The sequence below is a fragment of the Streptomyces azureus genome (assembly GCF_001270025.1).
Taxonomy (GTDB): Bacteria; Actinomycetota; Actinomycetes; order Streptomycetales; family Streptomycetaceae; genus Streptomyces; species Streptomyces azureus.
Genome location: NZ_DF968302.1, coordinates 1 through 23,730 on the forward strand (window position 1 = coordinate 1; position 23,730 = coordinate 23,730).

General features: G+C 71.9%; 22 protein-coding genes and 1 tRNA gene. 12 read left to right on the forward strand and 11 right to left on the reverse strand.

Going from position 1 to position 23,730, the window contains the following annotated elements; genetic code table 11:
• Window positions 1–335: GNAT family N-acetyltransferase (locus AOQ53_RS20440; RefSeq protein ID WP_148640359.1), on the forward strand; the 335-nt coding region annotated here is incomplete at its 5' end.
• A 7-nt stretch (window positions 336–342) separates the two neighbouring features.
• Here AOQ53_RS20440 and AOQ53_RS20445 read toward each other — a convergent pair.
• The gene (locus AOQ53_RS20445; protein WP_059419314.1) at window positions 343–1,785 is read right to left on the reverse strand and encodes a M1 family metallopeptidase; all 1,443 of its coding nucleotides are present in this window, start codon (window positions 1,783–1,785) and stop codon (window positions 343–345) included.
• On the opposite strand from AOQ53_RS20445, the gene AOQ53_RS20450 reads away from it, so the two are divergent.
• Both AOQ53_RS20450 and AOQ53_RS20455 read left to right on the forward strand, forming a co-directional pair.
• Window positions 1,775–2,275: a hypothetical protein gene (locus AOQ53_RS20450; RefSeq protein ID WP_059419315.1), complete on the forward strand. Its 501-nt coding sequence runs from the start codon at window positions 1,775–1,777 to the stop codon at window positions 2,273–2,275. The genes AOQ53_RS20445 and AOQ53_RS20450 overlap by 11 nt on opposite strands.
• Window positions 2,276–2,341: 66 nt before the next feature.
• Window positions 2,342–2,998: a hypothetical protein gene (locus AOQ53_RS20455; RefSeq protein ID WP_148640360.1), complete on the forward strand. Its 657-nt coding sequence runs from the start codon at window positions 2,342–2,344 to the stop codon at window positions 2,996–2,998.
• Window positions 2,999–3,005: 7 nt separating this feature from the next.
• Here AOQ53_RS20455 and AOQ53_RS20460 read toward each other — a convergent pair whose 3' ends face one another.
• Entirely contained in the window at window positions 3,006–3,698 is a 693-nt protein-coding gene (locus AOQ53_RS20460; RefSeq protein WP_078945408.1) for a pentapeptide repeat-containing protein, read from the reverse strand.
• Window positions 3,699–3,828: 130 nt separating this feature from the next.
• On the opposite strand from AOQ53_RS20460, the gene AOQ53_RS20465 reads away from it, so the two are divergent.
• Together AOQ53_RS20465 and AOQ53_RS20470 are read left to right on the forward strand one after the other, a co-directional pair.
• The gene (locus AOQ53_RS20465; RefSeq protein WP_059419319.1) at window positions 3,829–4,989 is read left to right on the forward strand and encodes an FAD-dependent oxidoreductase; all 1,161 of its coding nucleotides are present in this window, start codon (window positions 3,829–3,831) and stop codon (window positions 4,987–4,989) included.
• Window positions 4,990–5,052: 63 nt separating this feature from the next.
• Window positions 5,053–6,033 carry a zinc-binding dehydrogenase gene (locus tag AOQ53_RS20470; RefSeq protein ID WP_059419321.1) on the forward strand — a complete coding sequence of 327 codons (981 nt, stop codon included), beginning with the start codon at window positions 5,053–5,055 and terminating at the stop codon, window positions 6,031–6,033.
• 33 nt (window positions 6,034–6,066) lie between these two features.
• On the opposite strand, the gene AOQ53_RS20475 is transcribed toward AOQ53_RS20470, so the two are convergent.
• Window positions 6,067–9,336, reverse strand: a complete 3,270-nt coding sequence (locus AOQ53_RS20475) for an IPT/TIG domain-containing protein (RefSeq protein ID WP_059419322.1) — start codon at window positions 9,334–9,336, stop codon at window positions 6,067–6,069.
• Between the two features lie 114 nt (window positions 9,337–9,450).
• Here AOQ53_RS20475 and AOQ53_RS20480 point away from each other — a divergent pair, with 114 nt between their 5' ends.
• The gene (locus AOQ53_RS20480; protein ID WP_059419323.1) at window positions 9,451–10,374 is read left to right on the forward strand and encodes an aminoglycoside phosphotransferase family protein; all 924 of its coding nucleotides are present in this window, start codon (window positions 9,451–9,453) and stop codon (window positions 10,372–10,374) included.
• Between the two features lie 3 nt (window positions 10,375–10,377).
• Complete coding sequence (locus tag AOQ53_RS20485; protein WP_059419324.1) at window positions 10,378–11,469, forward strand: DUF4037 domain-containing protein; 1,092 nt, start codon at window positions 10,378–10,380, stop codon at window positions 11,467–11,469.
• Window positions 11,470–11,485: 16 nt separating this feature from the next.
• On the opposite strand, the gene AOQ53_RS20490 is transcribed toward AOQ53_RS20485, so the two are convergent.
• Together AOQ53_RS20490 and AOQ53_RS20495 are read right to left on the reverse strand one after the other, a co-directional pair.
• Window positions 11,486–11,559, reverse strand: a tRNA-Thr gene (locus tag AOQ53_RS20490).
• A gap of 88 nt (window positions 11,560–11,647) precedes the next feature.
• Window positions 11,648–12,064, reverse strand: a complete 417-nt coding sequence (locus AOQ53_RS20495; RefSeq protein WP_059419326.1) for a DUF3224 domain-containing protein — start codon at window positions 12,062–12,064, stop codon at window positions 11,648–11,650.
• A gap of 115 nt (window positions 12,065–12,179) precedes the next feature.
• On the opposite strand from AOQ53_RS20495, the gene AOQ53_RS20500 reads away from it, so the two are divergent.
• The 4 genes from AOQ53_RS20500 (at window position 12,180) to AOQ53_RS20515 (ending at window position 15,938) form a co-directional block, all read left to right on the forward strand.
• Entirely contained in the window at window positions 12,180–13,148 is a 969-nt protein-coding gene (locus AOQ53_RS20500; RefSeq protein WP_174523323.1) for a helix-turn-helix transcriptional regulator, read from the forward strand.
• A 184-nt stretch (window positions 13,149–13,332) separates the two neighbouring features.
• Entirely contained in the window at window positions 13,333–14,421 is a 1,089-nt protein-coding gene (locus AOQ53_RS20505) for an ABC transporter ATP-binding protein (protein ID WP_059419330.1), read from the forward strand.
• A gap of 218 nt (window positions 14,422–14,639) precedes the next feature.
• Window positions 14,640–15,095, forward strand: a complete 456-nt coding sequence (locus AOQ53_RS20510; protein WP_059419333.1) for a hypothetical protein — start codon at window positions 14,640–14,642, stop codon at window positions 15,093–15,095.
• 111 nt (window positions 15,096–15,206) lie between these two features.
• Window positions 15,207–15,938, forward strand: coding sequence for a nucleotidyltransferase family protein (locus tag AOQ53_RS20515; protein ID WP_059419334.1), 732 nt, complete (start codon window positions 15,207–15,209; stop codon window positions 15,936–15,938).
• A gap of 101 nt (window positions 15,939–16,039) precedes the next feature.
• Here AOQ53_RS20515 and AOQ53_RS20520 read toward each other — a convergent pair whose 3' ends face one another.
• The 6 genes from AOQ53_RS20520 to AOQ53_RS20545 form a co-directional block, all read right to left on the reverse strand.
• The gene (locus AOQ53_RS20520; RefSeq protein ID WP_059419337.1) at window positions 16,040–17,752 is read right to left on the reverse strand and encodes a DoxX family protein; all 1,713 of its coding nucleotides are present in this window, start codon (window positions 17,750–17,752) and stop codon (window positions 16,040–16,042) included.
• Between the two features lie 128 nt (window positions 17,753–17,880).
• A complete protein-coding gene (gene rlmB, locus AOQ53_RS20525) occupies window positions 17,881–18,822 on the reverse strand; it encodes a 23S rRNA (guanosine(2251)-2'-O)-methyltransferase RlmB (protein WP_059419339.1) in 942 nt (313 codons plus the stop codon).
• A 97-nt stretch (window positions 18,823–18,919) separates the two neighbouring features.
• On the reverse strand, window positions 18,920–20,314 hold the full coding sequence (gene cysS / locus AOQ53_RS20530; RefSeq protein WP_059419341.1) for a cysteine--tRNA ligase: 1,395 nt from the start codon (window positions 20,312–20,314) through the stop codon (window positions 18,920–18,922).
• 45 nt (window positions 20,315–20,359) lie between these two features.
• Complete coding sequence (ispF, locus tag AOQ53_RS20535) at window positions 20,360–20,863, reverse strand: 2-C-methyl-D-erythritol 2,4-cyclodiphosphate synthase (protein WP_059419342.1); 504 nt, start codon at window positions 20,861–20,863, stop codon at window positions 20,360–20,362.
• Window positions 20,853–21,605, reverse strand: coding sequence for a 2-C-methyl-D-erythritol 4-phosphate cytidylyltransferase (gene ispD, locus AOQ53_RS20540; protein WP_059419345.1), 753 nt, complete (start codon window positions 21,603–21,605; stop codon window positions 20,853–20,855). Before ispD ends, ispF begins: the two co-directional genes overlap by 11 nt.
• 274 nt (window positions 21,606–21,879) lie before the next feature.
• Complete coding sequence (locus tag AOQ53_RS20545; protein ID WP_003953493.1) at window positions 21,880–22,362, reverse strand: CarD family transcriptional regulator; 483 nt, start codon at window positions 22,360–22,362, stop codon at window positions 21,880–21,882.
• 581 nt (window positions 22,363–22,943) lie between these two features.
• On the opposite strand from AOQ53_RS20545, the gene AOQ53_RS20550 reads away from it, so the two are divergent.
• Complete coding sequence (locus AOQ53_RS20550; protein WP_059419347.1) at window positions 22,944–23,636, forward strand: copper chaperone PCu(A)C; 693 nt, start codon at window positions 22,944–22,946, stop codon at window positions 23,634–23,636.
• Window positions 23,637–23,730: the final 94 nt, after the last annotated feature.

A 23,730-nucleotide genomic window follows, 5' to 3' on the forward strand; every position in this document is an offset into this window, starting at 1 on the left:
CCGACGTCCTGCTCGCCCGCAGCTTCGGCCACCTGACCGGGATCGCGATCACCCTCGCCCACCACCCCGACCCCGCCGACCCTGACCCGTGGATCGGCCTCTTGCTGGTGGACGCCGGCCTGCACGGCCAGGGCCACGGCCGCCGCCTGGCCACCCTCGTGGAGGACCGCTTCCGCGCAGCGCACCGCACCGCCGCACGCCTCGCCGTCCTCGACAACAACCCGAAGGCCCTGGCCTTCTGGACCGCCCTCGGCTACGAGGTCATCGACCATCGTGAAGACTTGCAGGTGAAGCGCCGGTGTGCGGTGCTCCGCAAGGAACTCAGCGCGTCTTAGCGCGCCCTCAGGCCCGCTCCGGCTTCCCGTCCCCGTACAGCCAGTCCTCCCAGATGCCGTCGAAGTCCTTCCCGGGCGCCTGCTCCTCGACGTACGCCGTGAAGTCGGCCGTGTCGGCGTTCCCGTGGCGATGGGCCGCCGCCCAACCCCGGAGGATGTCGCCGAACGCCTCGTCACCGACGGTCCGGCGGACCTTGTGGAGGACCATGGCGCCGCGCTGGTAGACGGGGGCCCCGGAGAGGTGCGCGGCGTCCGCGGGTTTCGCGGGCGGGAAGGACCAGAGGTCCTCGTAGGTCTTCTCCCCGTGGTCGTACAGCGCGTCGAAGGTCTCCTGCGCCGTCTCGCCGCCGTGGTCCTCCTCCCACAGCCACTGCGCGTACGTCGCGAAGCCCTCGTTGAGCCACATGTCCCGCCAGCTCTCCGGCGAGACGGAGTCGCCGTACCACTGGTGGGCGAGTTCGTGGACGAGGAGGGTCAAGGCGGGGGCGCCGGGGAAGACAGGACGGCTCTGGGTCTCCAGGGCGTAGCCGATGCCGGCCGCGCGGTCGACGATCGCGCCGGTGGAGGAGAAGGGGTACGGGCCGAATCGCCGCTCCGCCCAGCGCAGGACCTCGGGGATGCGCGCGAGCACCGCGCGGCTCTCCTCCTTCTCCGCGGGGTCGACGGCCGTGTACACAGGCAGACCGTCCCGGGCGGTGGACCGGCTGATCCTGAAGTCACCGATCGCGAGTGTGGCGAGGTAGCTCGCCGTCGGCTCGGCCGTGCGCCACACGAACGTCGTACGGCCCCGCCCGGTCCTCTCGCTCCGCAACTCCCCGTTGGAGACGGCCCGCAGCCCCCGCGGCACGGTCACCGACAGGTCGTAGGACGCCTTGTCGGAGGGGTGGTGGTTGCCGGGGAACCACGCCATCGACCCCGTCGGCTCGCCGAGCGCGAGCACCCCGTCCGAGGTGCGCAGCCAGCCCTCCCGTGAACCGTCGGGGTCGGTGACGGTCTCCGGCGCCCCCGAGTAGTGGACCGTCACGCGGAAGGTCTCGTCCCGGTCGATGTCCTCGCCCGGCCGGACGGTGAGCTCCTGCCCGGCACGGTTCCAGCGGGCGGTCTCGCCGCCGACGGTGACCTTCCCGACCTCCAGTCCGAGCAGGTCTAGGTTGAAGGCGGAGAGGGCTTTGGTGGCCCGGGCGGTGAGGGTGGCCGTGCCGGTGAGGTGGTGTGCGTCCGGGTCGTAGTCGAGGCGCAGGCCGTAGTGGGTGACGTCGTAGCCGCCGTTGCCCGCCTTCGGGAAGTACGGGTCGCGTACGCCGGATCCGCCCGGTGTGCCGTGGACTCCGCCGCACCCGGTGAGGGCAAGGGCGGCGAGGACGGCGGTCAGGGCGGGGACAAGACGTACAGATCGGGCCACGATCGCGATCCTACGGGCGCGTGACACCATCACATCCGTGCTCGACATCGGCTACGCCCTCTCCAACCGCTTCCCCGACCCGCCGCAGACCGACTACCGCCGTGCGGACGTCCGCGCTCTGCGGCACGACCTGTTCTGCGGTGACGTCTATCTGGCGGACACCGAGCAGGACCGGGAGGTGTCCACAGCCTGGGGATGGGTGCCGGTGCTCGACTTCGCGTGGGCGCTGTGCGACATCGTGGAGCGGATCGACCGGGACCCGGCGGGCTCCCGGGCGTCCCGGCCGCAGCGGGCGGAGCTGGACTTCACCGAGTCGACCGACAGGATGCTCTTCGAGCGCCGCTTCGGGTGGGTGGACATCGAGGCCGACTGGATGCCGGCGGAGGAAGCTCCCCTGACCTTCTCGCACACGGAACTGCGCCGCGAGGCCCGCGACTTCCTGCACGACCTGCTGGCGGACCTCACCGACCTGCACGAGGACCTCGCCGAGAACCCGGCGATCTGGACGCTCCAGGCGCGTTTCCCCAGGGTGCCCTGACGGGCGCCGACGACCGCGGTGACACCCTTGTCCGTGATCAGTACCTGACACGGGGAGAGCGGGAGCATGACGCAGGGGCGTGTGACCTACGGGCTGAACTACAGGGTGCACCCACCGGCCGTCGTCGGCGGCGACGGACCGGGGCAGGGCACCTCCGTCCGGCTGTGCCGTGACCCCGACAGTCCCGCTCCCGACCGGCTCCGCTCGCTGCGGGCCTTCCATCTGCGCGCCGAGGACGGGACACCGGTCGCCCGCGTGGTCACGGAGCAGGCCCTGGGTTCCCGGCTGAGCGGGCGCCCGGCGGTGTACCACGCGCTGGATCCCCACGGCGCGCCACTCGGGCGGATCACGCTGCGGCGTCGCCGCGCCCTCCGCTGGGGCCGCACGCGCTGGACCGTCGAGCCGGTCGCGGGACCCGTCCTCCAGGGGCACCAGGGCCGACTGGTGTGGTGGGCGCTGTGGTGGCCTGTGGGATTTCCGGTTTACCTGCTGTTGTTGATCTGGGCCCTTCTGGCGGGAGATGGCGACGGCTTCGGGCCGCCGCGCAGTGTCATCTGGCGCGACGCCTCACGCCGCGCCCATCTCGTCTTCCGCGCGGTGGCCGAGGACTACCGGCTGCTGAGCCACGAGGTGGATCCGCGCCTGGTCAACGCCCTGATCGCGCTGCACCAGTCCTACGACTGCCCGGAACAGGCGGGAACCTGGGGCTGGTACGGGAGTTGAGCGGTGATCAGTCCTCCACCCTGATCCCCCACTGCATCGCAAGCACCGGCGCCAGGTCCAGCAGCTGGGTCGTACTGATCACCGCCCCGGCCAGCCGGTCCAGCCCCCGGCTGATCTCCAGCGACACGGCCCCGCGCAGGTCGACGTCCTTGAGGGTCGCCGCGTGGAGGTCGGCGCCCTTGAGCGCGCAGTCCAAGAACTCCACGCGCTCCAGGCGGGCGCCGCCGAAGTCCGGCTCGACGAGGACGCAGCCCTCGAAGACGACGTCCCTGAGCCGGGCCATGCGCAGGTTCAGATAGTCGATCTTGCCACCGCGGATCAGCACCCGCTCCAGCACCGCCGCGTGCATCTGGGTGCCGCCGAGCCGGGCGTCGATCAGCTCGACGTCGCGCAGCGTCGCCTCGGCGAGGTTGGTGCCGACGCCCCGGACACTCGTGAGTGTCGAGTCCAGGACGGAGGCGTGCCGCAGCCGGGCCTCGTCCAGCGCGCACTCCGTCAGGGCGCAGTCCAAGAAGCGGGAGCCCGACCCGTCCTGCCCCGCGAAATCCGCCTCCCGGAACTCCAGCCCGTCGTAGTCCCCGTCCGGTTCCAGCCCGCCGCCCGTGAACGGCTCCAGCGCCGGCAGCCGGATCTCCGGTCTCCGCGCGGCCTTCACCCGCGTACCGCCCGCACCCGTACCGCCCGCCGCACTCCTCGCCATGGGCCCATGCTGCACCAGACCACTGACAACAGCCCCTGACCTGCGAGGTATCGGACCATGTCACATTCCGGGGCGCTCGGCCGGTCGTACTCCCAGAAGAGTGTCGTCGAGCGCAGGGAGACCCTCAGCCATGCACCGCATCACCGTCATCGGCGGCGGCTTCGCCGGTCTGACCGCCGCCATCACCGCTGCCGAGGCGGGCGCCAAGGTCACCGTCCACGAAGCCCACCACACGCTCGGCGGCCGGGCCCGCACCGCCGAGGGCCCCTACCGCACGAACGAGGGCCCGCACGCCCTCTACAACGGCGGCCCGCACTGGGCCTGGCTCAAGCAGCGCGGCCTCATCGGTCCGCTCGCCCCGATCCCGCCCCTGGAGGCCGCCCGGCTACGGCTGCGGCACCACGGCGTGCTGCGCCGCACCCCGCCCTTCCCGATGCTGAAACTGCTGCGCCGGACCGCCGAACAGGCGCCCGTGGACATCGACTTCCTGACCTGGGCGACCGGCATCGCGGGCGAGGAAGGAGCCCGGGCCGCCGCCCACTACTCGGCCGTCGCCCTCTTCCACCACGACCCCGGCTCCCTGTCGGCCGCGTTCGTGCAGGAGCGCCTGCGCCGCGCCACCAAGCTGCCGCCCGAGGCGCACTACCCGCGCGGCGGCTGGGCCAGCCTCATCGACCGGATGGCCGCCCGCGCCTGGAACCTGGGCGTCCGGATGGAGACCCTGTCCCGGGTCGACGCGCTCCCCACCGACACGCCGGTCGTCGTCGCCACCTCCCTCGACGCCGCCCGGCGCCTGCTCGGCGACGACTCCCTGACGTGGCCGAGCGGCCGTTCCGTCCTCGTCGACCTCGCCGTACGGACGCGGCGCGGGGACGCGTTCGTGGTCTCCGACCTCGACGCGACCGGCTGGCTCGAACGGTTCACCGCCCAGGATCGCGGCCTCGCCCCGGCCGGCGAGCAGCTCATCCAGGGTCAGATCCCCATCGCCCCGCACGAGTCCAAGGCCGACGGCACCGCCCGCGCCGAGCAGCTGCTCGACCTGGGCTTCCCCGGCTGGCGCGAGCGCGTCACCTGGCGGCGCCAGGCCGTCGCGAACGGCCGTACGGGCGCGGTCGACCTGCCCGGCACCAGCTGGCGCGACCGGCCCGCCGTGGACCGGGGCGACGGTGTCTACCTCGCCGGGGACCAGGTCGCGGCCCCGGGCGTGCTGTCGGAGGTCTCCTTCAACAGCGCCCTGACGGCGGTGTCGTTGGCGCTCGGCCGACGGGAGCTTGACCTCAAGCAAGCTTGAGGTTGAAGGCTGGGGCGCACCGGACGAACCCATGAGCACCGGACGACCCCAGGAGGAGCTCCCATGCACGCCATCCGCCTGCACGCCTTCGGCCCGGCCGAGAACCTCACCTACGAGCAGGTCGAGGACCCCCGGCCGGGCCCCGGCCAGGTCCGTGTCGCCGTACGGGCGGCGGGCGTGCACCTCCTGGACACCGCCCTGCGCGAGGGCGCACAGGGACCGGCGCCCGAACCGACTCCCCTGCCCACCATCCCCGGCCGCGAGGTCGCCGGCGTCGTCGAGTCACTGGGCGAGGGCGTCGCGGACCTGTGGCTCGGCAAGCGGGTCGTCGCCCACCTCGGCTTCGTCCCCGGCGGCTACGCCGAACTGGCCGTCACCGAAGTCGGACGACTGCACGAGATCCCGCAGAACCTGGACTTCGCCGAGGCCGTCGCCATGATCGGCACGGGCCGTACGACGATGGGGATCCTCCAGTTCGCCGAACTCGGCCCCGACTCGGTGGCCGTCGTCCCGGCCGCGGCCGGCGGCATCGGCACGCTCCTGGTGCAGTACGCCAAGAACGCCGGCGCCACCGTCGTCGGCCTCGCGGGCGGGCCGGAGAAGGTCGCCCGGGTGCAGGCGGGCGGCGCCGATCTCGCCGTCGACTACAAGGACCCGGCCTGGCCCGCGAAGGTCCGTGCGCACCTCGGCGGCCGGGCCGCGACGGTGGTCTTCGACGGCGTCGGCGGCGACGTGGCCCGCGAGGCCGTCGCCCTGCTCGGCCCCGGCGGCAAGCACGTCGTCTTCGGCTGGTCCGCCGAGGGCATCGACAACGGCGAGCCCTACCTCGTCGACGGTGTCTCCGAGCAGGTCCTCGGCCCCGTGATGCTCGGTAAGGCCGGCGGCCCCGACCCGGTACGCACCCTCGAACTGCGCGCCCTGGCCGAGGCCGCCGCCGGTCGGCTCACTCCGGCCGTACAGCGCTTCCCCCTGCGCGAGGCCGCGGCCGCGCACCGCGCGCTGGAGGCCCGGGGGACGATCGGAAAGGTCGTCCTGGAGCCGTGACACCTCCACTTCGAAGGCGTCGGGCGGGACGGGTCAGCGGGCGACCGCCTTCGTCGCCGCGCTGAGCGCCGAGCCGTCCTTGTGCCCGGTGCGGTGCGCGACCACCTTCACGGTGATCTTCTTGCCCTGCTGCGCCGCCTTCAGCACCAGCGATGACTTGGTCGCCCCGCTGATCGCCTTGCCGTTCGCGTACCACTGGTACCCGTACGAGGACGCGGCCGGGCTCCACGTCCCGGTGGACGCCTTCAGCGTCTTGCCCACCTTCGCCGTCCCGCTGATCACCGGCGGCTTGGTGGCCTTGGGCGCGTCGCCCTTGGCCACGGTCACCGCCGCCGAGGACGCCGACCCGCTGCGCCAGCCCGCCTTGACCGCCGTCACGGTCACGGAGAGCTTCTTGCCGGCCTGCGCCGCGGGGATCGTGTACGCCGACGCGGTCGCGCCGCCGATCGCCGTGCCGTCCGCCTTCCACTGGTACGTGTACGAGGACGGGGTCGCCGACCAGGTGCCCGGCGCGGCGGTGACCTTGGCGCCCACCTTGGGCGTGCCGGTCACCTTCGGGGCCGCCGTGTTCTCCAGCCGGGGCTGGGGGGTCACGGTGAAGGTGCCGCGCTGGAACTCCCAGCCGCGCGTGTACACGCTGATGTTCCAGGTACCGGTCGCCGCGCCCGTCAGGTCGACGGTCGCGGTCACCGTGCGGTTGTCCGCGGAGACCGACTCCGCCGGCGCGTTGATCGTCTTTCCGGCCTGGCTGAGCTGGACCCTGACGTCCGGCCCGAGCGCGGTACCGGTGACGGTCAGCTTCACCTCGGTGCCAGCGACTCCGGTGCCGGGGCTGACGGCGGTGACGTCCGTCTTCTCCGTGCCGCAGAGCGTGGACGAGCAGGTGAGCTTGGCGCTGTAGGCGGTGCTGGACGCCTTCTCGGGCAGGCCGAGCAGGAACAGCGACGGCGTACTCGCGGAGGACGACCCCAGCACGTCGCAGTCGTAGCCCTCCGGAATGAAGTGCGTGCAGCCGTTCTTCCAGGTGGACGTGTTGTACAGCACGGGCACCGCCGTGATGGTGGCGCCGGTGGTGTCCTTGATGTCGGTCTCGAACCGGTCGAACCCGGCGGTGGGCAGCGCCGCGCACATCGCGGTGCGGGACTCGTCCAGCGTGCCGGTGACCGGCCCGTACCCGAACGCCACGGACGGCACCTTGGCGCACTCAGCGGCGGGCCCGTCGGCGGTCGCGATGCGCAGGGCGTCCAGGCGGTACTCGGGAGCCGCCTTCAGACGGCTCGGCGTCTGCACGAGGACCTGGTGGGTGGTCGAACCGCTCACCGCACAGGGCGAGTTGCGGAAGGAGCACTCCACGCGGCCGTCCCCGGCGAGGACCGCGCTGTTGGCGGTGCCGAGCGCGTCCCGCACGTTGACATGCACGACGTCGGTCGCCGCGCCCGTGGTCACCTGGTGGCAGGTGATGGAGCCCGGCGCTCCGGCCGCGCTCTTCAGGGACGCCCCGCCGACCTTCACCGCGGCGGTCTTCGCACAGCCCGCGGCGGAGGCGCTCGCGGTGACGTCACGCCGGGTCAGGGCGTACGTGGCTGCCTCGTCCCGGCCGGTCACCAGCACCGTGTGGGCCTTGCCCGGGGTCAGGGAGCAGACCGACCAGCCGTCGGTCGTGGCGTAGCGCTCGCAGACCCGCGTGCCGTCGGAGTCCAGCACCGAGAACCCGGCCGGCGCGGTCCCCGAGGTCGCGGTCAGCTGAAGAAGCTCCGCGTTCGAGTGCGCGCCGGCCGGGATCCCCAGACAGTGCGAGAAGGCGCCGTCGCCCGTGGTCAGCGTGGCCTTCGCACCGCCCGCGGCGAAGCTGCCCGCCGGCAGGACCGGGCAGTCCTCGGCGACGTCGGTGCGGTGGAAGGCGACCGCGTACGGGCCCGTGGCCGTGTCGCCGGTGTCCTCGGTGTGCACCAGCGCGCGGAACGGCGCCTCACCGGTGAGCGCGCAGTCACCGCCCTGGAGCGCTTCGCCGTCACACTGCGGGGTGCCGTCGCGGTCCAGGACCTCGACCTCGGGAGTCAGACCGGCCGAGGTCTGCGGAGTGAGCGCGGCGATCCGGCCGCCCTTCGGCACGGGCAGCGTCAGGCAGTCGTACTGCCCGACGGTGCTCAGCTTCCCCTTGTACAGGCCGGTCCCGATCGCGGCACAGCCGGCGCCGGAGGCGCGGTCGAACACCACCAGCCGGTCACGGGACGGGGCGAAGGCGTTGGTGCCGAGCACCGCCGTGTAGGTGCCCGCCTCGCGGATCCGGCACGGGTCGGTGCCGGACTCGCACACGGTCCGGCCGCCGGCGTCGTACACCCGGACCGCCCCGGCCGACCGGTCCTCGTCCACGTAGTGCACGGTGTACCGCCCGGCCTTCGCGGCGGAGAAGGTGTAGCAGGCGTCGGTGCCGAAGTCGCGCGGCTCGATCGGGCCGAAGGGCAGCACCGGCGCCGTCGCGCAGCCCTGCGGGTCGTTCAGCCGGCGCACCTGAAGCGCGTACTCGGCGGGGAAGCCGCTCCCCGCGCGGGAGACGCTCGACAGCACCCGGTAGGGGCCGTCGCCGGGCAGGACGCAGCTGTCCTCGCCGTCCTCCGGGAAGTGCTCGCAGATGCGGGCGCCGGTCGCGTCGGTGATCCAGGCAATCGACTCGCCGTACTCCTTGGTGCCGACCGTCAGCCGGATCCGCTCACCCGGCCGGCCCTCGAAGGCCTGGCAGTCCACGGCCAGCGGGCTCGCCGCGCTCCGGATCACCGCCGGCCGGTCCCAGCCGGTGCCGACCGGCTCGGCGCAGCCGCGGGTGCCCGAGCCGAGCGGGACGACGGTGAGCTCGGTCTGCTCGTCGTCGACCCAGCCGCTGTTGACGACCTTGACGGTGTACGTACCGGCCGCGGGCACCTGGCACCAGCCCTCGGCGCGGTACTCCTCGTCGAAGCAGTCGACCTCGGTGCCGTCGGCGTCGGCCATCTGCGTGTAGGCGTTGTTCTGGCTGTCGTCCAGGGTCACCAGATGCAGACCGGCCGAGGCGGCCGTCACCGTGAAGCAGGCGCTGCTCTGGGCCGGGACGGTGGCCTTGCCGACGGCGTCGCCCGGATCCCCGAACGGCGCGAGCGCGAGCGGCGCGCACTCCGGTTCGGCGGCGGCCTGGGCGGAACCGGCCCCCGTCAGGCCCAGCAGTGAGGCGAACAGCGAGACGGCGACGGCGGACGCACCGGCCCGCCCCTGTCTCTCTCTCCATCTGCGTCTCGGTCTCGTTCTCGGGCAGGCGTCCGTGTCCGACATGGCAATCCCCCCTGGATCAGTGGTCGTTGGCGAGATGCTCGCACACAGGTACGACACAGTGCCCGCGAGAAAGCCGAGACGCCGCCCCGGCCGACCCGGCCCGGGTTAATTCACATGACCCGCCCGGCGCACGCCGCTACGGTGCCCAAAGTGATCGACATTCCCCGGGAACTGGCAGCATCACAGGAGAAGTACAACGGCGAGGCGGGCCGCGCCTTCATCGAGGAACTGCCGGACCTGACGGCCGGCTTCCTCGACCGCTGGGAACTCGAGCCCGACGGACCGCCCATGCACGGCGTGTCCGCCCTGGTCCTCCCGGTCGTCCGCGCCGACGGCGGCCCCGCGGTCCTCAAACTCCAGCTCCTCGACGAGGAGAGCGAAGGCGAACCGGTCGCGCTGCGCGCCTGGGACGGCGACGGAGCCGTCCGTCTCCTCGGCCACGACGAGCCCACCGGCACGATGCTGCTGGAACGCCTCGACGAGACCCGGATGCTGTCCCACGTCCCGGACGCCCACCAGGCCGTCGTCACCATCGCCGAACTCCTCGCCCACCTCACCTCCTTCCCCGCCCCGCCCGGCCTGCGCCGCCTCGGCGACATCGCCCGGGCCATGCTGGACCGGACCCCGCGGGCACTCGACCGCATCCCCGACCCCGAGGCCCGCCGCCTCGTCGCCGACTGCGCCGCCGCCGTACGCGAGGTCGTCGACGAACCGGGCGACCGGCTCCTCCACTGGGACCTCCACGACGAGAACGTCCTCGCCTCCGGCCGCGCCCCCTGGCTCGCCATCGACCCCAAGCCCCTCGCCGGCGACCCCGGCTTCGAACTGTGGCCGGCCATCGACAACCGCTACGACCCCGACGACATCCTCTGGCGCTTCGACGCCATGACCGACGTCCTCGCCCTGGACCGCCCCCGCGCCCGCGCCTGGACCCTCGGCCGCCTCCTCCAGAACGCCCTGTGGGACATCGAGGACGGCCGCCCCCTGGACGACGGCCAGCTCGAGATCGCCCGCCGCCTGCGCGGCCACACCGCCTGACCCATGCCCTCCTTCCTCCCCGGCCTGGAACTCTCCCGCCGCTTCTACACCGAGGCCGTACGCCCCCTCCTGGACGAGGCCCTCCCCGGCATCCCCCACTCCGCCGCCCGCCTCGGCAGCGGCTCCGAGGTCCTCGGCTACGACACCCCGCGCTCGGCCGACCACGAGTGGGGCCCACGCCTCCAGCTCTTCCTGCGCCCGGAGGACACCGAGACCCACGGCCCCCGCCTCACCGCCCTCCTCTCCCACCGCCTCCCGAAGACCTTCCTCGGCCACCCCACCCACTTCGCCCGCACCGGCGACCACCCGGGCACCGACATCCGCGTCATGACCGGCACCGACGGCCCGGTGCACCACCGCGTCGACATCATGGACTCCGCCACCTGGTTCACGGACCAGCTCGGCTTCGACCCGGCCCTGGGCGTCACCACGGCGGACTGGCTGGCCACGCCCACCCAGCGCCTGGCCGAGGTCACCGCGGGCGCCGTCTTCCACGACGGCCTCGGCCGGCTTGCCCCGGCCCGCACCGCCCTGCGCTGGTACCCGCACGGGATCTGGCTGTACGTCCTGGCCTGCCAGTGGAAACGCGTCTCCCAGGAGGAGGCCTTCGTAGGCCGCTGCGGCGAGGTGGGCGACGAACTCGGCTCGGCGGTCGTGGCCGCCCGTCTGATCCGCGACCTGATGCGCCTGAGCCTCCTCATGCACCGCCGTTACCCGCCCTACAGCAAGTGGCTCGGCACCGCCTTCACCGCGACCCCCCGGGGCGCGGCACTCACCCCCACCCTCGCCGCGGCGCTGGCGGCCCACGACTGGCCCACCCGCGAGCACCTCCTCAAGCACGCCTACGAGGCCATCGCGACCCACCACAACGACCTCGCGCTCACGGCCCCCGTCGACCCCACCACCCGCCCGTACCACAGCCGCCCGTTCCAGGTCCTCCACGCGGAACGCTTCACGGCGGCGCTCCGCGCCCGCATCACGGACCCGGCACTCCGCTCCCTGCCCGACACCGGCGCGATCGACCAGTGGGTGGACAGCACCGACGCCCTGAGCGACGTCCAGAACAGAAAGAAGCCCGGGCCAGAGGCGATCTGACCCGGGCTTCCACCGGAGCCCCCTGTCGGATTCGAACCGACGACCTACGCATTACAAGTGCGTTGCTCTGGCCAGCTGAGCTAAGGAGGCACCGCGTACTACAACGCCGTACGCGAGGGCGGCACCACTGTACACAGAGCCCGTTACCCCGAGCCACGGAGTTCCGCTCCGCCCGGTCTCACTCCACCTCGTACTCGAACCGGTACGGCACGGTCGCCTCCCCGTGGTGCGCGGTGAACCCGCCCTTCCCCCACAGTCCGGCCAGCTCCCCGCTCTCGGATCCCCGCACCACCTCGAACGTGCAGTGCACCGCCCCGTCCTCGCCGAACCACCCCCGCTCCTCCACGGCGAAGCTCCCCTCCCGCCCGTCGAGCCGGCCGGTGATCAGCTCCATGCCGGCGAAGGAACCGGTCTTCTGGGTGACATAGACGATCGTGTACTCGCAGATCGTCCCGGCCGCCTCGATGCCGCCGCTGAAGGTGTTCCGGACGGAGGCGTGGGCGAGCCGCGGGTTCGCCTCCTCACCCGGGCCGATCACGCGCTCCTGCCAGTCGGCGAAGGTGAAGTGTCCGGTGGTGGTCCGTGTGCCGGGCATGGGTGGGTCCTCTCGATCAGCCGATGGCCCTGCGGGCCGTCTGGGACCACCACTCTCTTCCCTGTACCTGACATCTCCTGTCAGGTACAGGGGAGTCCGCCGGAGAATGGCCCCCATGCGCGCCGACCGGCTCCTCTCCCTGCTCCTGCTGCTCCAGAACCGCGGGCGGATGACCGCGCCCGAGCTCGCCGCCGAGCTGGAGGTGTCCGTGCGCACGGTCTACCGGGACGTCGAGGCGCTGGGCGCGGCGGGTGTGCCGGTGTGCGCGGATCGCGGGCCGGAGGGCGGCTACCGGCTGGTGGCCGGCTACCGGACACGGCTGACCGGTCTGACCGACGCCGAGGCCGGGTCGTTGTTCCTCGCCGGTATGCCCGGTCCGGCCCGGGATCTGGGGCTGGGAGCGGTGCTGGCCAGTGCCCAGCTGAAGGTGCAGGCCGCGCTGCCGGCGGAGCTGGCCGGGCAGGCGCGGCGGGTGCAGGAGCGGTTCCATCTGGACGCGCCGGCGTGGTTCCGGGAAGCCGATCCGGTGCCGTGTCTGGAGCCGGTGGCAGCAGCCGTGTGGGAGCGGCGGGTGCTACGGGTGCACTACCGGCGGTGGCGGGGGGAGGTGCGCCGGGAGGTGCGGCCGCTGGGGCTCGTCCTGAAGGGCGGCATCTGGTACCTGGTCGCCCTGGCGGAGGAGACCGTGCGGACGTACCGGGTGTCCCGTCTGCTGACCGTGGCGGAGACCGGGGAGCTCTTCGACCGTCCGGCCGGCTTCGACCTGGCCGCCTACTGGGAGGAGTCTTCCCGGCGGCTGGAGGCCGCCCTGCGGCAGGGTGTCACCCGGTTGCGTCTCTCACCGCGGGGGCAGCGGCTGCTGCCGATGCAGTTCGGGGCGGCGGGCGCACGGGCCCTTCAGAGCGCGGGTGCGCCGGACGCGGACGGCTGGGTGGAGGTGGAACTGCCCGTGGAGACGGAGGCCGTGGCGGTCGGGGATCTGCTCCGGCTGGGTCCGGAGGCGGAGGTCCTCGGGCCGCCCGAACTGCGTCAGGCGGTGGCGCGGGCGGTGGCGGCGCTGGCGGACCGGTACGGGCAGCCGTGAAGCCCCGTCGAAAATTTCCACGAAGTTCACAGGCCCGGAGGTACTGACAGACAGGTGAACGCCAGGTACCGTCCTGAGCCAGTTCACACGCGTGGACTACACCACAACGGAACACCCGTCGTGGCACCGCCTTCCTACTCGGATCGTCCGGCACGTTCCTGCCGGTAGAAGGGGTTCACTCACCATGGCCACAGTCCAGTTCGACAAGGCGACCCGGATCTACCCGGGTTCCACCAAGCCCGCCGTCGACGCGCTGGAGATCGACATCGAGGACGGCGAGTTCCTCGTCCTCGTCGGCCCGTCCGGCTGCGGCAAGTCCACCTCGCTCCGCATGCTCGCGGGGCTCGAGGACGTCAACGCCGGCGCCATCCGCATCGGCGACCGCGACGTCACCCACCTGCCGCCGAAGGACCGGGACATCGCCATGGTGTTCCAGAACTACGCGCTCTACCCGCACATGACGGTCGCCGACAACATGGGCTTCGCGCTCAAGATCGCCGGCGTCAACAAGGCGGAGATCCGGCAGAAGGTCGAGGAGGCCGCGAAGATCCTCGACCTCACCGAGTACCTGGACCGCAAGCCGAAGGCGCTCTCCGGCGGTCAGCGCCAGCGTGTCGCCATGGGCCGCGCCATCGTGCGTGAGCCGCAGGTGTTCCTCATGGACGAGCCGCTGTCCAACCTGGACGCCAAGCTCCGTGTGTCCACCCGTACACAGATCGCCTCGCTCCAGCGCCGCCTGGGCATCACCACCGTCTACGTCACCCACGACCAGGTCGAGGCCTTGACGATGGGCGACCGCGTGGCGGTCCTCAAGGACGGTCTGCTCCAGCAGGTCGACACCCCGCGCAACATGTACGACAGGCCCGCCAACCTCTTCGTGGCCGGCTTCATCGGCTCCCCGGCGATGAACCTCATCGAGGTCCCGATCACCGACGGCGGCGTGAAGTTCGGCAACTCGGTCGTGCCGGTGCAGCGCGACGCGATCGCCGCCGCCACCGACAAGACCGTCAGCGTGGGCGTCCGCCCCGAGCACTTCGACGTCGCCGGCCCCGACTCCGACCTGGGTGTCGCGGTCACCGTGAACGTGGTCGAGGAGCTCGGCTCCGACGCCTTCGTCTACGGCACCGCCCAGGTCGGTGGCGAGACGAAGGACATCGTCGTCCGCGTCGGCGGCCGTGACGTCCCGGAGAAGGGCAGCACGCTGCACGTCGTCCCGCGCGCCGGCGAGACCCACGTGTTCTCGACCTCCACGGGCGCGCGCCTGTCCGACTGACCCGTCGGCAAACGCACAGCCCTGGGTGAATCACCCAAGTGGACGAAGAGGGCCCCGCAGCGTGCTGCGGGGCCCTTCTCGTTGTCGACAAATACCCCGGCAGACCGGACATTTCGAGCAGTGTGCGTCAACGCTTTACCCAAAAACGGGCACTCTCTCATCCCCCGAACCGGTGACTAAATGTCTACAAACCATTACCCCGCGCTACCCTCACACGCGTGAAGCACTCCACTAACCAACAGACGCGACGCGGCCGGGGCCCCGCCCGCCGGATCGGCCGCACCCTCGCATTCGTCCTGCCCGTCGTCCTGGTGCTCTCCGGGACCCTCGCGGTCACACGAGTCAACTGGTCGGGAAGCCCCTCCGACCCGGTGCTCACCGCCGCGGACACCAGCATGTCCGCCGGCACCCCCCGGACCGCCAAGCGCACCCCGCAGGACGTCCTGCGCGACAAACTGCTCACCGAGCTCCAGGAGGAGAACCCGGGCGTCGCCCTCACCCACCTCCAGCAGGCCGTCAACGGCCGCCCGTCACTGGCGAAGCACTGCGCCTCCATCGCCCGCGCCCTCGGCCAGGCCGCCGTCCGGGTCTACGGCCCGACACGCGCCCAGTCCTACGCCCGCCCGGTCTGCGACACCGCCTTCGCCACGGGCGTCGCGGCCGCGCACAGCTGAGCACACCGCCCTGCCGCCGAACGAGAGGGGTGGGAGGCCTGCAGCGGCTGCCGCGGGAAACCGGTTCATCCGCCGCGGTCACGGGCGGGACGCCACGTACAGTTCGGTCTCATGAGCGATCCGAGCGCCGCGTCCCGCCCCGTTCAAGCCGTCGTTCTGGCCGGCGGCCAGGGCTCCCGGCTCCGTCCGTACACCGACGACCGGCCCAAGCCGATGGTCGAGATCCCCGGGACGGGGACTCCGATCATCGGCCATCAGCTGTCCTGGCTCGCCGAGGAGGGCGTGACGGACGTGGTGGTCTCCTGCGGCCACCTCGCCGACGTGCTCCAGAAGTGGCTGGAGACGGCCGATCTGCCCGTCTCCGTCACCACCGTCGTGGAGTCCGAGCCCCTCGGCCGCGGCGGCGGCCTCAAGTACGCCGCCGCGCATCTGCCCCACCCGGACCAGCCCTGGTACGCGACGAACGGCGACATCTGGACCCGGTTCTCGCTGCGGGACATGGCGGACTTCCACACCGAGCGGGACGCCCTCGCGACACTGGCCCTGGCCCGGCCGCGCCTGCCCTGGGGCGCGGTGAAGACGGACGGCTTCGGCCGCATCACGGACTTCATCGAGGCCCCGCCGTCCACCTTCGAGATCAACGCGGGTGTGTACGTCTTCTCCCCCGAGTTCGCGGGGCTGCTGCCGACGCGCGGGGACCACGAGCGCACGACGTTTCCCCGGCTGGCCCGCGAGCGGAAGCTGGCCGGCTTCACGATCCCTCAGGGGTCGTATTGGCGTGCGATCGATACGGCGAAGGATCTGACGGAGGCCGCGAAGGAACTGGCGGCGTTGGGGCGCTGAGAGCCGTACAGCCCCACGCCCCTTGAGTCCGCTGCCCCCGCTGCATCAAAAGGGCCCCGCATCTTCGGGATGCGGGGCCCTTTGCTGTCCGGCTCTGCCGGCTAGCCCAACAGGCCGCCCACCAGGCCCGGTCGACCCGTGGACGAGGAGCCGCCGTCGTCCGAGCCGCCGGTCGAGCCGGAGCCGCCGGTCGCCGTGCCGCCGGACGTGGGGCCCGACGTGGTGCTCGGGGCCTGACCGGCCGGGGAGGACTGCTGGGGCGGGGCCTGGCCCGCGCTGCCCTGGGTCTGGCTCGGCGAGCCGCCGGTGACGGTGCCGGTGTCCCGGGTTGCGCCCGGCCTGCTCGTGGTGCCCGCGCTGGGGCTGGCCGAACCGGCCGTGGCGCCCTGGGTGGGCGAGGTGGAGGCCGACGGGGTCCGCCTGTCCTGCCGCTTGCCGGGGGCGTCCGGGAGTGGGGAGCCGGGCAGTTCGTTGCGCGGGGCCTCACCGGGTCCGGGGACGACGACCCGGTCGGCGTCGCGGACGGCACCGCCGAGCAGCGAGCCGACCAGCAGCGTGAGACCGATGGCGACGGCGGTGACGAGGGCGCCGCGCCGCAGCACGTAGCGGCGCAGGTCCCAGATGTCGGCGCGGGGTCCGAGGCGGCGCCAGGCACTGCCGGCCAGGCGGCCGTCGACGGAGTAGACGGGGGCGCCCGCGATGATCAGCGGTGACCAGGCGGCGAGGAAGATGATGTCGGGGGTCTCGTAGGCGGGGACGCTCTGCCAGCTGACGGTGACCAGCAGCGCGGCCGACAGCAGGGCGCCGAAGGAGGCGGCGACGCGCTGCCAGCAGCCGAGAACCGTCAGGACGCCGACGATGACCTGGGCGAAGGCGATGACCAGTCCGGAGCCGACCGGGTGCTCGAAGGCGAACTGGCGCAGCGGCTCGGCGACTTCCCAGGGGTGCAGGGTGTTGAGCCACTTGACCATGGAGCCGCGCTTGCCACCGTCGAAGTAGACGGGGTCGCACAGCTTGCCCATGCCGGCGTAGATGGAGATGAAGCCGAGGAAGACGCGCAGCGGGAGCAGGACGACGCCGAGGTTCATCCGGCGGCCCGGGTAGTAGGCGTGCCGTGCCGGGTCGTCGCCGTGGCGCTTGACGGGCTGCTCGGTGTCGTCCGCCTCGGGGGCGAGGTCCTCGAAATCCGCTTCCGTGTAGGCGGGTTCGTAGGCGCTGCCGGCCGTGCGCATGGGCGGCAGCAGCCGGGTGCCGTCGGCGGGCTCGTGCGTGCGCTGCGGTCCTACGACGGGGGTCTCGACCGTCTGGGTGAGGTCGTCCTGGTAGCCGTCACCCTCGTAGCCGGTGCCGCCGTAGCCGCCGTCCTGGTATCCGGCTCCGTAGCCCGGGCCCTGCGGGTCGGTGCCCACGCGGGAGATGACCTGGGTGGCCCCGGTGTCCGTGGCGGACTCGTCGGGGTGGCGGATGCTCTCGTGCCGGACGGCCTGGAGGAGCCGGTGGGCGCCGGTGTCGTCGGGCGCGGACTTGCCGCTCCAGACGACGGGCCGGCGGCGGGTGGTGGCCCCGTCCGCCGCGCCCCCGGCGGTGACGACGGGGATGCGAGCGGTGTCCTCGCTGGCGGTCAGGTGCCGTGCGACCCGTGGGGACTGGACGCGACGCGTCGAGACGCCCAACTGCACGCGGAAACTCGCGTGATTGACGATGACCTGCGCCGGGTCGCTCGGCACCTTCACCATACTCAGCGCGGGAGCGTCGTCGAGTCCCGACGAGCGGTCCCCCGTGGGTGTGCGGGGTGTTCTGGTGTCCACACTCATCTAACCGAGTGACGTCGGGATAGGACACTGCTTTGACTCGCCGGATCTGTCCGGACCCCGTCAAGCTTGTCCTCGTCGCCCCGATGCTCCCGGAATTAACCCGTACGGGTGAGGTGGCGGACTCCTGTTCAGCTGCGTCGGCGGGCCGCCTCGTACAGCACGATCCCCGCCGCCACACCGGCGTTGAGCGACTCGGCGCCGCCCGGCATCGGGATCCGCACCCGGAAGTCACAGGTCTCCCCGACCAGCCGGGACAGCCCCTTGCCCTCGCTGCCGACGACGATGACGACGGGCCCGCCCAGGGCCTCCAGTTCACCGAGTTCGACCTCGCCGTCGGCGGCCAGACCGACGACCGCGATGCCGGCCTTCTTGTACGCCTCCAGCGCGCGCGTCAGGTTGGTGGCGCGGGCGACGGGCGTACGGGCGGCCGCACCGGCGGACGTCTTCCAGGCACCCGCCGTCATCCCGGCGGCCCGCCGCTCGGGTACGACGACGCCGTGCCCGCGGAAGGCGGAGACGGAGCGGACGACCGCACCCAGGTTGCGCGGGTCGGTGACACCGTCGAGCGCGACGATCAGCGGGTCCTCGCCGTCGTCGAGGGCGGCGTCGGCGAGGTCCTGCGGGTGGGCGTACTCGTACGGCGGGACCTGGAGCACGAGCCCCTGGTGGTTCAGCCCGTTCGTCATCCGGTCGAGCTCGGGGCGCGGCGCCTCCATGAGGTTGATACCGCCGCGCTCGGCGGCGAGCTGGAGTGCCTCACGGACGCGCTCGTCGTTGTCGATGAACTGCTGGACGTACAGCGTGGAAGCGGGCACGCCCTCGCGCAGTGCCTCGTAGACCGGGTTGCGGCCGACGACCAGCTCGGACGTGGACTTGCCGCCGCGGCCCCGGGGCGCGGGGCGGCGGGCTGTCTGCCGCGCCTTGGCGCTGGCGACACGGTTCTTCTTGTGTCCCTTGCGCATCTCGGCGGGCGGAGTGGGGCCCTTGCCCTCCAAGCCCTTGCGCCGCTGGCCGCCACTGCCGACCTGCGCGCCCTTCTTGCCGGACATGCGGCGGTTGTTGGCTGCCATGACCTACCTGTCTGTGGGTGCGGTGACGTACTACGTCTATGAAGTGTGCCGCCCGGAGGCCCGGGCGGCACAATCGATCTTCCGGATCGCGGTCGGGTCAGCGCGGGCCGAGGCTCCAGCGCGGTCCCTGCGGGCTGTCCTCGATGACCAGACCGGACTGGCTCAGCTGGTCGCGAATGGCGTCCGCGGTGGCCCAGTCCTTGCGGGCCCGGGCCGACTCGCGCTGGTCGAGGACGAGTCGTACGAGGCTGTCGACCACGCCGTGCAGATCAGCGCCGCGGTCGCTCTCCCCGGCCCAGTGGGCGTCGAGCGGGTCGAGCCCGAGGACGCCGAGCATGGCACGGACCTCGGCGAGCCGGGCCACCGCGGCTTCCTTGTCGTCGGCGGCCAGCGCGCTGTTGCCCTGCCGGACCGTGGTGTGCACCACGGCGAGCGCCTGCGGCACGCCCAGGTCGTCGTCCATCGCCTCGGCGAAGGCCAGCGGCACCTCGGCGGCCGGCTCGACAGTGCCGGCCTTCTCCACCACGCGCTGCACGAAGCCCTCGATCCGCGCGAACGCCGACTCGGCCTCGCGCAGCGCCTCCTCGCTGTACTCGATCGTCGAGCGGTAGTGCGGGGTGCCGAGGTAGTAGCGCAGCACGATGGGCCGCCAGCGCTTGACCATCTCGCTGACCAGGACCGAGTTGCCGAGCGACTTGGACATCTTCTCGCCGCTCATGGTGACCCAGGCGTTGTGCACCCAGTACTGGGCGAAGTCGTCGCCGTAGGCCTTGGCCTGGGCGATCTCGTTCTCGTGGTGCGGGAAGACCAGGTCGAGGCCGCCGCCGTGGATGTCGAAGGCGGCGCCCAGGTACTTGTGCGCCATCGCCGAGCACTCCAGGTGCCAGCCCGGACGGCCGCGGCCCCACGGCGTCTCCCAGTCGGGCTCGCCCGGCTTGGTCGCCTTCCACATGGCGAAGTCGCGGGGGTCGCGCTTGCCGGAGACGCCCTCGTCGGGCTGGCGCAGATCGTCGATGCCCTGGTTCGACAGCTGCAAGTAGCCAGGGAAGGAGCGCACGTCGAAATAGACACTGCCGTCCGCCTCGTAGGCGTGCCCGCGCTCGATGAGGCCGCGCATCATCTCGACCATCTCGGTGATGTGGCCCGTGGCACGCGGCTCGTAGGTCGGCGGCAGGCAGCCGAGGGCCTGGTAGCCGTCGTTGAACGCCCGCTCGTTCTCGTAGCCGATGGCCCACCAGGCCCGGCCCTGGTCGGCCGACTTGGCGATGATCTTGTCGTCGATGTCCGTGACGTTCCGCACGAACGTCACGTCGTAGCCGCGGTACTCGAACCAGCGGCGCATGATGTCGAAGTTCAGACCCGACCGGATGTGCCCGATGTGCGGTGCCGCCTGCACGGTGGCGCCACACAGGTAGATCGAGACGCAGCCCGGCTTGAGCGGGGAGAAGTCACGGATCTGCCGGGCGCTGGTGTCGTACAGGCGAATAGTCACGGGACCAGGGTAGTAGGCCGTGGGGGGTGCGTGGGGCAGTGCCGTTCACCCGACTCGTACGACCAGCGCCGTCGCCACCGCCATGAGGCCCTCGTCGCGTCCCGGGAAGCCCAGTCCGTCCGTCGTCGCGCCCGACACCGACACCGGTGCTCCCGCCGCCTCCGACAGGAGCTTCTGCGCCTCGTCCCGCCGTTTGCCGATCTTCGGCCTCGGGCCCACGACCTGTACGGCGACGTTGCCGATGCGGAAGCCCGCCTCGCGGACGATCCGGGCCGCCTCCGTCAGCAGCGTGACGCCGGACGCGCCCGACCACTCGGGGCGGCCGGTGCCGAAATGCTGACCGAGGTCGCCGAGGCCGGCCGCGGAGAACAGCGCGTTGCACGCGGCGTGCGCGACGACGTCCGCGTCCGAGTGGCCCGCCAGGCCCGGGCCCTCGCCCTCCCACTTCAAGCCGGCGCACCACAGCTCGCGGCCCTCCTCGAAGGCGTGGATGTCGGTGCCGATGCCGACCTGGGGCAGCGGCACTTCGGGCATCACGTCAGAAGCCATCGTTGAGCCTCCTGCGGGCCAGGACCGCCTCCGCGAGCACCAGGTCCAAGGGCCGGGTGACCTTGAACGCCTCCTCGTGGCCGGGCACCGCCACGACCGTGAGGCCGAGCTGCTCGACCATGCCGGCGTCGTCGGTGACGTCTCCGGTGACCGTCTCGTGCGCCCGTACCAGTGTCGCCCGGTCGAAGCCCTGCGGCGTCTGCACCGCCCGCAGCCGCGCGCGCTCCGGCGTGGCGACGACCGGCTCCGGCTCGCCGGGAGTCCCGGCCGGCTCGACCTGCTTGACGGTGTCGGCGAGCGGCAGCGCCGGGACCACGGCCGGGGCGCCGTCGCGTACGGCCTCGATGACCGCGTCGACCGTGTCCACCGGCACCAGCGGCCGGGCCGCGTCGTGCACCAGCACGATGTCGTGGCCGGGCGGCAGCGCGTCCAGGCCGAGCTTCACGGACTCCTGGCGGGTCTGCCCGCCCGGCACGACGAGGAAGTCGGTCCGCTCGGGCAACGCGTGTGCGTCGAGCAGCGACCTGACCTCGGCGGCACCGTCGGGCGGGGCCACGACGACGACCAGCGAGACGGCGCGGGAGGCGGCCATCGCGCGGACCGCGTGGATGAGCATGGGGGTGCCCCCCAGCGCGCGGAGCGCCTTGGGGGCGCCCGGGCCGAGCCGTACACCACGGCCGGCGGCCGGGATCACGGCCGCCGTACGGGCTGCCGACGGCGAAGGGCGCGAATCGTCAGACATCGGTTCCTGTCAGGTTTGTGTGTTGCCCTGGCGTGGGTATGGCCTGGAGGAGTGCCGGGCGCGACGCGCTCGACCGGACCCTTCCGTGACGCTGGTCGAGCCGGCTGCCCGGGCCCGGCACACCAAGCACCGGATCGTGAGTGATAACACATCCGGCGGTGGCGGCGCATTCGGTGTCCGAGTACGAACATGCCGCAGCGCCCGGCGACAGAAGAATCGTCATCGGGCACCGCGGCATTTCGATGTTGCTGAGTGCTGAGCGACAGGCTTCGCCTCAGGAGGCGAGAACCTCGTCGAGCAGGGCCTCGGCCTTGTCCTCGTTGGTGTTCTCCGCGAGAGCGAGTTCGCTCACCAGAATCTGGCGGGCCTTGGCGAGCATGCGCTTCTCACCAGCGGAGAGTCCGCGCTCGCGCTCACGACGCCACAGATCACGCACGACTTCCGCGACCTTGATGACATCGCCCGAGGCGAGCTTCTCCAGGTTTGCCTTGTAACGACGGGACCAGTTCGTGGGCTCCTCGGCGTACGGCGCGCGCAGCACCTCGAAGACCCGGTCCAGCCCGTCCTGACCGACCACATCACGCACGCCGACGAACTCCGCATTGTCCGCTGGCACACGCACTGTCAGGTCACCCTGGGCGACCTTCAGCACCAAGTAGGTCTTGTCCACGCCTTTGATCTGGCGAGTTTCGATAGCCTCGATCAGCGCGGCCCCGTGATGGGGATAGACCACGGTGTCGCCAACCTTGAACGTCATGTGACAGGTACCCCTTCCGTGGCTATCCAGAGTAACACGGAAACTGCGGGTTCTGAATGGCGTTTTCGCAGGTCAGGGCATATCTCGGGGCTTGACAAGTCCAACAGGAACGTGCTTCGGACAGGGAGTGGAAGAAGGTATCCGCAGGTCGGAGCGGCTCTCCGGGCCGAGCGAAACGCGTACGCTACACACATCCGGAGCCTCCCCCAAGCGGCCGAACATCCCCATATGTCCGGTTCCGTATGATCGACTTCCGCTACTCCGTTCGGCGGCCCGAGCCGGGTTCCGGTCGAATCCGGAATTGATCACCGGGCGTCCGGGCGAGCCCACGGTGATCAATTCCGAGGTGGTCCGCACATTCCTTCACGGAAATTTTGCGCTGCCGCCCGAGACTCTTATGTGAATGCCGGACGAGCACCCCGCAATGTGACCCAGCAGTCACTGTGGCTCAGCGAGGCCACAGGTGCCGGGGGGTCGGGTGCGGCCGCTCGGGAACGGCTCGGTAACCTAAGGCCCGCTGACAGACACTTAGGGCGGCTTTATCGGCCGCTCCGCTCTCGAGTCAAGGAGTTGCCGCCGCCGTGAGCAGCAGCCTTCGACGCGGCGTCCTCGCCGCTGCCGCCATCGCGTTCTCCGTTGCCTCGCTCGCCGCGTGCGGTGCCGGCAACAACGCGCAGACCCTCGAGATCCAGCCGGACCACGCGGCGACGAGCGTCGGCAACATCAAGGTCCAGAACGCGATCGTGATCACGCAGCCCGACATCGAGTCGACCGGCCCGGCCGCGATCTCCGCCACCTTCTTCAACTCCGGCAGCACCGCCGAGACGCTGGAGTCCATCACCCTCCCCGACACCGGCGAGAAGGCCGAGCTCAAGCCCGCCAAGGGCGGCAGCCTGAGCATCCCGGCCGGCGGCAGCCTGGTCCTGGGCGGCAAGGACAACGCCACGGCCGTGCTGCCGAGCGGCCGCGAGGCCGCCCAGGACGGCAACGCCCAGAAGGTCACCTTCACCTTCAGCAAGACCGGTGACGTGAGCCTGCGCGCGTTCGTCGTCCCCGCCGAGCACCACTTCACCGAGTGGGGCCCGACCGAGGTACCGGCCGCGCCGGGCGGCTCGGCGTCCCCGTCCGGTTCGCCGTCGGGGAGCCCCTCCGGTTCGCCGGCCGGCACCGAAAGCCCCGCCGCGGGCGAGACGCCGGGCGGCCAGGAGTCGCCGGGCACGCCGACCGACGCGGCCTCCGCGAGCGCCTCGGCCGGTGCGGGCGCCGGGCACTGAGCCTCGTGGGACAGTCGTGACGCAGGACGTTCGTAACGAAGGGCGGGACCTCACCTGGGTGAGGCCCCGCCCTTTCTGCCGCTGTCGTGCGCGG

Coding starts and splice junctions, on each gene's coding strand:
- AOQ53_RS20505 (WP_059419330.1), top strand. CDS start 13,333: ATGGCCACAGTCCAGTTCGACAAGGCGACCCGGATCTACCCGGGTTCC.
- AOQ53_RS20465 (WP_059419319.1), top strand. CDS start 3,829: ATGCACCGCATCACCGTCATCGGCGGCGGCTTCGCCGGTCTGACCGCC.
- AOQ53_RS20500 (WP_174523323.1), top strand. CDS start 12,180: ATGCGCGCCGACCGGCTCCTCTCCCTGCTCCTGCTGCTCCAGAACCGC.
- AOQ53_RS20445 (WP_059419314.1), bottom strand. CDS start 1,785: ATGTCGAGCACGGATGTGATGGTGTCACGCGCCCGTAGGATCGCGATC.
- AOQ53_RS20495 (WP_059419326.1), bottom strand. CDS start 12,064: ATGCCCGGCACACGGACCACCACCGGACACTTCACCTTCGCCGACTGG.
- AOQ53_RS20455 (WP_148640360.1), top strand. CDS start 2,342: ATGACGCAGGGGCGTGTGACCTACGGGCTGAACTACAGGGTGCACCCA.
- AOQ53_RS20480 (WP_059419323.1), top strand. CDS start 9,451: ATGACCCGCCCGGCGCACGCCGCTACGGTGCCCAAAGTGATCGACATT.
- AOQ53_RS20475 (WP_059419322.1), bottom strand. CDS start 9,336: ATGTCGGACACGGACGCCTGCCCGAGAACGAGACCGAGACGCAGATGG.
- AOQ53_RS20515 (WP_059419334.1), top strand. CDS start 15,207: ATGAGCGATCCGAGCGCCGCGTCCCGCCCCGTTCAAGCCGTCGTTCTG.
- AOQ53_RS20520 (WP_059419337.1), bottom strand. CDS start 17,752: ATGAGTGTGGACACCAGAACACCCCGCACACCCACGGGGGACCGCTCG.
- ispD (WP_059419345.1), bottom strand. CDS start 21,605: ATGTCTGACGATTCGCGCCCTTCGCCGTCGGCAGCCCGTACGGCGGCC.
- rlmB (WP_059419339.1), bottom strand. CDS start 18,822: ATGGCAGCCAACAACCGCCGCATGTCCGGCAAGAAGGGCGCGCAGGTC.
- AOQ53_RS20545 (WP_003953493.1), bottom strand. CDS start 22,362: ATGACGTTCAAGGTTGGCGACACCGTGGTCTATCCCCATCACGGGGCC.
- AOQ53_RS20460 (WP_078945408.1), bottom strand. CDS start 3,698: ATGGCGAGGAGTGCGGCGGGCGGTACGGGTGCGGGCGGTACGCGGGTG.
- ispF (WP_059419342.1), bottom strand. CDS start 20,863: ATGGCTTCTGACGTGATGCCCGAAGTGCCGCTGCCCCAGGTCGGCATC.
- AOQ53_RS20485 (WP_059419324.1), top strand. CDS start 10,378: ATGCCCTCCTTCCTCCCCGGCCTGGAACTCTCCCGCCGCTTCTACACC.
- AOQ53_RS20470 (WP_059419321.1), top strand. CDS start 5,053: ATGCACGCCATCCGCCTGCACGCCTTCGGCCCGGCCGAGAACCTCACC.